This window comes from Streptomyces sp. TRM68416 (assembly GCF_014596915.1).
Classification (GTDB): Bacteria; Actinomycetota; Actinomycetes; order Streptomycetales; family Streptomycetaceae; genus Streptomyces.
The window spans coordinates 1-6,848 of record NZ_JACVWU010000050.1 but is presented as its reverse complement, the minus strand read 5'-3'; the positions used below and the strand labels follow the sequence as shown (position 1 = coordinate 6,848).

8 protein-coding genes are annotated in these 6,848 nt (G+C 66.0%); 3 read left to right on the top strand and 5 right to left on the bottom strand.

Features of this window, described 5'->3' with window-relative positions; genetic code table 11:
- Positions 1 to 660: 660 nt before the first annotated feature.
- The 3 genes from ICC28_RS39740 to ICC28_RS39730 all read right to left on the bottom strand — a co-directional run bounded on the left by ICC28_RS39740 (position 661) and on the right by ICC28_RS39730 (position 2,437).
- Positions 661 to 1,497, bottom strand: coding sequence for a protein kinase (locus ICC28_RS39740; protein ID WP_188293746.1), 837 nt, complete (start codon positions 1,495 to 1,497; stop codon positions 661 to 663).
- Positions 1,498 to 1,567: 70 nt separating this feature from the next.
- Positions 1,568 to 2,011, bottom strand: coding sequence for a glycine-rich domain-containing protein (locus ICC28_RS39735; RefSeq protein WP_188293745.1), 444 nt, complete (start codon positions 2,009 to 2,011; stop codon positions 1,568 to 1,570).
- A 195-nt stretch (positions 2,012 to 2,206) separates the two neighbouring features.
- Positions 2,207 to 2,437, bottom strand: coding sequence for a hypothetical protein (locus ICC28_RS39730; RefSeq protein WP_188293744.1), 231 nt, complete (start codon positions 2,435 to 2,437; stop codon positions 2,207 to 2,209).
- A gap of 123 nt (positions 2,438 to 2,560) precedes the next feature.
- On the opposite strand from ICC28_RS39730, the gene ICC28_RS39725 reads away from it, so the two are divergent.
- On the top strand, positions 2,561 to 3,901 hold the full coding sequence (locus ICC28_RS39725; protein ID WP_188293743.1) for a helix-turn-helix domain-containing protein: 1,341 nt from the start codon (positions 2,561 to 2,563) through the stop codon (positions 3,899 to 3,901).
- Here the strand turns inward: ICC28_RS39725 and ICC28_RS39720 are convergent.
- Complete coding sequence (locus ICC28_RS39720) at positions 3,879 to 4,412, bottom strand: NUDIX hydrolase (protein ID WP_188293742.1); 534 nt, start codon at positions 4,410 to 4,412, stop codon at positions 3,879 to 3,881. The genes ICC28_RS39725 and ICC28_RS39720 overlap by 23 nt on opposite strands.
- Positions 4,413 to 4,726: 314 nt before the next feature.
- On the opposite strand from ICC28_RS39720, the gene ICC28_RS39715 reads away from it, so the two are divergent.
- Positions 4,727 to 5,269, top strand: coding sequence for a hypothetical protein (locus ICC28_RS39715; RefSeq protein ID WP_188293741.1), 543 nt, complete (start codon positions 4,727 to 4,729; stop codon positions 5,267 to 5,269).
- A gap of 19 nt (positions 5,270 to 5,288) precedes the next feature.
- Complete coding sequence (locus ICC28_RS39710) at positions 5,289 to 5,669, top strand: hypothetical protein (RefSeq protein WP_188293740.1); 381 nt, start codon at positions 5,289 to 5,291, stop codon at positions 5,667 to 5,669.
- Positions 5,670 to 6,203: 534 nt separating this feature from the next.
- Here ICC28_RS39710 and ICC28_RS39705 read toward each other — a convergent pair.
- Positions 6,204 to 6,848, bottom strand: a 645-nt coding sequence (locus ICC28_RS39705; protein ID WP_223190780.1) for a DUF6928 family protein, incomplete at its 5' end; no start/stop codon positions are given.

Here is a 6,848-nt window from a genome sequence, read left to right as displayed (position 1 = left end):
GATAACGGCGCCCCGCCCCCGGCGGGCCGCGCGCGCGGGCGCCCACGGGCCGCCGCCGCTCCATGTCTCCGCCACCGCTCCGGCGGCCCCCACCCGCTCAGCGCGCAGCATCGCCAAGGCGGACAGCCGGACCAGGAAGCAACCCGACCGCTCCGAGCGCCAGGACCAGGCCGACGCACACCAAGCGCGACCACGCCACTCAACAGCCCACCGCTCCAAGCCACATGGGCCACAGAGCCGCAGCCCGAGCCCACTGGACAGGCCACGTCAGCAACGCCCAAGCCGGATCCAGGTACGGCCCGTGACGCATGGAAGAAGCGTGGCTGAGGCCGGAACGGGGTTGCTGGAAACACACGTGACGGGTGCTCAGTCGGCGTACTCGCCGCCCTGGCTGACTTTCGGTGGCTCAGGTCAGAACTGGGCTTCCATCGGCCGAACCGCAACAGTCATCCCCCTTGGCTCGACAACAGGAAGCCGGGGTCGTTGCAGCCGCACCCACGTTCGAGTACGCCAACCGCCCCGGTACCATCGGCACCGGGGTCCTGATCAGGGATTCCGCGACCGGACCACCCCGACTTGCTGTCCAGGCTGAGGGGTGGTCCGGTCTTTGTTGTTGGGTTGAGCCGCGCGAGCGACGCCGGATGAACCGGGGCTTCGGGATTAGCTCAGGGCCTTACCCACCTCGTAGATGGTGGGCCGATCCTCGGGAGCGTGGCTGAGCATCGCGTCGATCAGTTCGCCCAGCTCGCCAGGCGCCTTGACGGGCCGACGCCGGCCGTTTGCTACGGCCTCTCGCTGCACGGGGCGCGGAGCGTTGTCCGGGTACTCGACCGCCCGCCAGCCCGTGGCCGAGATCAGCAAGGAAGCGCCGAGCGCGTAGACGTCCGCTTCCGGCGTCGGCTCGGCCTGTCCGATGTCGAGCACGCTGCGGGAGATTTCCGGTGCCTCGTAGTGGACGAGGCAGCCGCGGAACGGGAAGTCGTATCCCTCGGGCACGCTTCCGCCTCGGGCAAGGGCGAGGTCGATGAGGTGGGTCCGTTCCGGCCCGATGATGAAGTGTGCGGGCTGCACGTCACCGTGTGCCCAGCCCTTGGCGTGGAGTTCAGCCAGAGCTTCGATGCAGCCCAACGCCACGCTGGTGTGCGGCGCGATGGAGGAGTCTGGCCTACGGCAGGGCTCCCACAGTTGGTACAGGTCCGGCCCCTCACGCCACGGCTGGAAGTTCCAGGTCCCGTCTTCCCACTCGCCGTACGCGAAGTCGGCGAACCCGAGGCGATACAGCACAACACCCTCGCGCGCAGGCGCAAGAGCAGTCCAGGGCTGGGCGGGCCAGTCGGCCGTGGCTTCGATCGGATAGCCGACTTTCACGGCGTGGTGGCCCCGAGGGCCCTCCACCTCCCAGACCATGGAGCCCCGACGATTGAGGACCAGGCGCTGAGCCGTGGGCATGAGCGCGTCGAGCACCACGATCGGCAGTTCAGGGGTTGAGCCGGGCAACTCGCTTCTCCTTCCGAGCGAACGCGGCCGACCATGAGTCGAGGCCGGCCGCGTCGCTGCTGTCGTGTTGCTACGCCTGTCCGTACGGTCGGCCGCAGTCCGAGTCACACTGCGCGAGGTTCGAGCCGTCCACGGTCCACAGGTCGTCGAAGACCATGAACCCGGCCGCCTTCATGGCGCGCACCGAGGCGGCCACCATCTCAGGGTCACGTCCTCCCCCGCCCGGCTTCGGGTTGTGGTGCAGGAAGCGGCCCGCGTACTGCTCGCACAGCTCTGCGTACTCCTTCGTGTGCAGGATGAGCGCGTGCAGGCCGAGGTCCACGTCGTCCGACGGGACCATGGGAACCGTGGCCGTGGCTGCCGTGACCAGGAAGGCGACCGCCTGGTCCGCGATCCGCTCGGCGCGCTCGGGCGACTGCCCGTTGTGGACGACCACGAAGTGGGTGAGGCTCTCGAACAGCTCCTCACCAGCCACCGCGCGACCGGTCTTCTGATCGTTCGCCGTTGCCGTCATGCGTCTACTCCTTCTGTGTGGCGGTGCGTGGGTTGGATGGCCGGCCCCGGACGGGGAAGGGGGAACCGGGGAATGGCACCCGTCCGGGGCGGCCCGTCTACTGGCCCATGGCGAGAGCCATGCCGATCACCAGGCCGCACGAGCCGCTGATCATGACGATGAACAGGACTCCTGCGTACTGGCCGATAACGCGCATCACAGCCCGGCCCGACGGTTGTGGTTCTTGATGGCCAGGCGTGCGCTCAGTTCCTCCCGCGCACTTGGCGGCTTCACGTTGTTCGGCATGGCGTCCCACTCCGTGCCGCCGCCGATCGGCCTTATCTGCACACGGCCGCCGACCTCACCCATGACGACGCCGATGCGGTTCCTGGCGGTGTCCTTCGCCAGTTCACCGATGTCTGGTCTGGTCTGCTGGTTGCTCGCCATGGAAGGAGCATCGCGATTCGGGGACCGCCGCCAAAAGGTCAGGCTGATTACCCAACTTGGGTAACATCGCGGCAAGTAGATACCCAACGACGTTGCGTAGCCCTCGCAGTGGGGAGCCACCCAATGCCTGACGCCGACCGGCCGGAGGAACTGCCTGCCAGGCTGCTCACCGATCCGGAGATGATCAATGCGTGCCGGGTACGGGACTTCGCCAGAGTCTTCCGGCTGGTGAAGACGAAGGCGGGCATCTACCCGTCGATGATCGCCAGACGCTGTGAGTTGACCCCCAGCCGTGTCGGCAAAGTGATCGCAGGCCGACGCCAGTTTCAGCACATGGACGTGGTCGAGCGCATCGCGGATGGCTTGCGGATCCCGGGGCACATGCTTGGGCTGGCCCGTCGATCGTGGGAGACGCCTCAGGCCCTTGTCGTAACCGAGCGCGAGGCGCCAGAAACGCCAGAGCCCGAGCAGCAGCCATCCGCGTCTCTGCCGGGACCCGATGTAGACAGCATCCTGGCTCTGGCCACTCGAACGAGCCTCAATGCAGCGACACTTGAAGCCTTCCGTTCCTCCATCGAGGACTACTGGCGACGTGACAACCAGCACGGCGGCGAGGCGCTGAGGCCGGCCATCGTCGGCCAGCTCCGGCATGTCGTTGGATTGCTGAAGGAGAACCGGCCGCCGTCCATCCAGAACGGCCTGTACGGAATCGCGGCCGAGCTGGCACGCCTCACCGGCTGGACCTACTTCGACGCCCGCCAGTACAACCAGGCCCGCGCGTACTTCACCGAGGCCCTGCAACTGGCCAAGGAAATCGATGACCGGCAGTTCATGGCCAACGTACTGGCCTGTATGAGCTTGCAGGCGACCTACCAGGACAAGCCCGCGGATTCGCTGGCACTCGTGACGGCCGCCCAGGACCAGGCCCGCTCAGACCTAGGCACCACCCCACGCGTCCTGTCCATGCTGTCCATGCGCGAAGCCTTCGCTCATGCCACCCTCGGCAACCGGGACTCCACCCACCGGGCGATCGGAGAAGCCCACCGCCATTACGAGCAGATCCAGGCCAGCGATCCCGACCCTTCATGGGTGACCTACTTCGACGAGCCGAAGCTCATCGTGGACACAGGCATCGCGCACGGCCGACTCGGCGAAGCAGCCACCGCCGAACCCCTGATCGCGGACGCCTTGCGACGCGAAGACCACACCAACCAGCGCGGCCGTGCGTTTCACTCGTTCTGGCTGGCGCGTACGCAGTTGGATCAGGGCAAGCTCGACCGGGCATGCCACACCGCCACACGAGCACTCGAACCCGCATCAGCGGTGACCTCCGAGCGAGTGTCAGGCCATCTCAGGGAGTTCTACGGCCAGTTGGCCCCGTACAGGCAAGAACCCGTAGCCCTGGCCTTCGAGGCGAGGCTACGGGCACTCCTACCACCGGTCAGCGGATCGATTCATCCATGAGCAGGTACAAGAGACCGACCAGCGATCCGCTACTCACGACCTCACGGCGGTCGATCATCCCCCGCACCTCGCTAAGAGGGATCCACTCGATGCGATCGGACTCGTTCTTCTCCGTGGGCGGCCCCGCGTAGGTCGCGCCATCCACGCGGAAAACGTGGTGCTGCGAGTCGGTGATGCCGTTGGCAGGCTCGCCGTAGATCAGGGGCTTGATGGGGCCGGGGCGCCAGCCCGTCTCTTCGAGGACTTCGCGGGCAACCGCCTCCTCCGGGGTCTCGCCCTCCTCGATCAGCCCCATGGGCAGCTCCCAGGCCCACGAGTCGGTGATAAAGCGGTGCCGCCACATCATCAGCACTTCTTGACGATCGTTGACCACGGCAGCCACGGCCAGGTGCCGGAGGCGAACGACGTGGTACTCCCACCTCTGCCCATCAGGCTGCTGCACATCGACCAGACACAGATTCACCCACTTGTTGGTGTAGATCTGTCGCTCACCGTGGGTCTTCCACTCCATACCTGCGGCCCTTCTCGATCGGTCTCCAGGATCTCAGACCGACGCAGCGGCGGAAGAACGTCCGGCGCTTTTCGCGTCAGCTTGACGAGTTGGCCCGGCGATTTGCCCCGTGCTGACGCATTCACGGCGCAGCGAGTAGCTGACACGCGTTCGTGCAGGGTTCGTTCACCTCAGTTGTCCCTCAAATGTCTTGCTACAGCGTAGTTACGCGTCTGATGATCACATTCGTGGCGCAGGCCCCCACCTGACCAGGGGAGACGCTGCGTCAGGTCCAGCGGTGACCAGCTGGACGTAGGACCAAAGAGGGGAACACCATGAAGATCAAGAGACTGACCGCTGCCACTGCTGCGATCACCGCAGCCGCAATCCTCAGCACGGGTCTCAGCCAGGTTGCTGTGGCTGCCGATCAAGGCACCCCGGCACGTTCGGCGGTTGTCGCCGCCGACAAGCCCATGACCGCTGCGGAGGAGATGGACACAGCTGACGGGGCGAAGCTCCTCGCCATGCTGAAGGTAATCGACGAGATGCCCGCCAGCGTGGAGCAGCAAGGAGAGGCTGCTGTCCAGGCATACCTTGACGAACACCTTGCCGGTGAAAAGCGGGGGGTTCGTGGTTGGTGGCAGACAGCTAAGTGCGCGGGTTCCATCGCGGCCGCTATCGGCGGGGGCGCGGTCCCCATCGCGAAGATCCTCAAGCTGAAGGCGTTTATCAACAAGGTCGGTTCCGTCAAGGAAGCCGCCTACCTCCTCATCCGCGTCTCCAAGGGTGAGGAGAAGATCAGCGAATTGGGTGCCACGCTCGGCGGCCTTGCCTCGGTGATACTCGGGATCGACGGGATCAAGAAGAACTGCAAGTGATGGGGAGTGCTGGAGCGTTATGACGAGCACCAAGGCACGTACGACTGCACTGATCACGCCCATCGAGCAGGAAGCCCAGAACGAGGCGAAGGCGCTGGCTGGCGAAGGGCGCACCGCCAAAGCCATCCGTCGGCTGCGCAAGGATTCGGGCCTCGGCTTGGCCACAGCCCCGGTGGCAGTGGACCTGCTCGCTCAAGGGCACACGTTGCCCACCACCTATGGTCAGGCGCTGGATGCCCTACGGCAACTCGATGCCGCACTGGTCGCCGAGATGACTGATCTGCTCAACAGCGGGCACCGTGACTCCGCGATCAAGCTGCTCAGGGAGCGGACCGACATGGATCTTGCCGGGGGCTACCACCTCGTCACGGAGCTGAGCGGCCAACTCGATACGCAGTAATCGTGTGTGGCAGGCCGCCGCCGCGCAGATGGCCATGCGGAGGTGACGGCAACCCTGACGGCAACGACGGCACACAGAGACCGTCGATCACCGCTGTCAACGATCGGTTCGGGAGAAGGCGGACTGCCCTCCCAAGAGGCTGCCCGATCCTACGGATCAGAAGGTTGCAGGTTCGAATCCTGCCGAGTGCACACAGGTGAGAGGCCCCGGAGAGATCCGGGGCCTTTCGTGTTGTTCCATGGGCGTACAGCGGCGAAGCACAGCGACTGTGACCGGAGCGCTCCGCCAGCTCGCGGACAGGGTGGCCGCGCATGTCGCACGGCGACCGGGGGGGCGAGGCATTCGTGCGGCGCGGGAGGGGTGCTCATGAAGATCAAGGGCGGAGGTGTGGTTCCCTGACGGTTGGTGCCGCGTAGCAACGACACACAGGAAAAACCGAGTTCGGGGCCTGCCCAGCGCTGCGCGCACTTCCTCCTCGCTTGCCTCGGCGTAGACCTCCACCGGTCCCGGAGCGGTTCACGAAGAGGTCTGGCGCTAAAGGCCGTCGCGCTCGATCAGTGAGCCGTCATCAGGGCTCAGCGTGTAGAAGCGGGGTGGATCCATGGCTTCCGCTGCGCTGCGCGGCTCCGCTTCCTGCTCTGCTGGATCAGGCCCGTGCAGATCCCGCACGTTGAAGCCGTACAGCTCGATGGCGTCTGCGTCGACGTCATCAGGCTGGGGACGGCCCTCCTGGATGAACCCGCAGAGTGCCCGCAACGCGTCCTCGCCCAGTTCCAAAGGGTGGAAGGGCAGGGCATACGGCTCTTCCTCCTCGCCGGGCCAGGGGACGATCTCGGCCGGGCGGTCTCCGGCCCAGTAGGGCAGCTCGAAGGGGAGCGGTTCGCCGGTGTTCTCAATGATGCCGCTGTCCGGGGACAGACTCAGGGAGCGGACTAGATGTCCGTCCTCCCACACGGCGAAAGCCAGCCAGTCGACGACGCTGTGCATGGCGTGCAGGACGAGCCGTCGGCCGATGCTTGCCGCCACGAGGTGTTCCGGGAGCTGGGAGGGAACGTCGATCATCACCCTCTGATCGCCGATGACATCCACGCCCGGCCAACTGGCTGCGTACGCCGTCCCCTTCTGCGGGTACACGCCGTCCCAGAGGTTCGAGCCCTCGCGCTCTTCGATCTCCCAGCC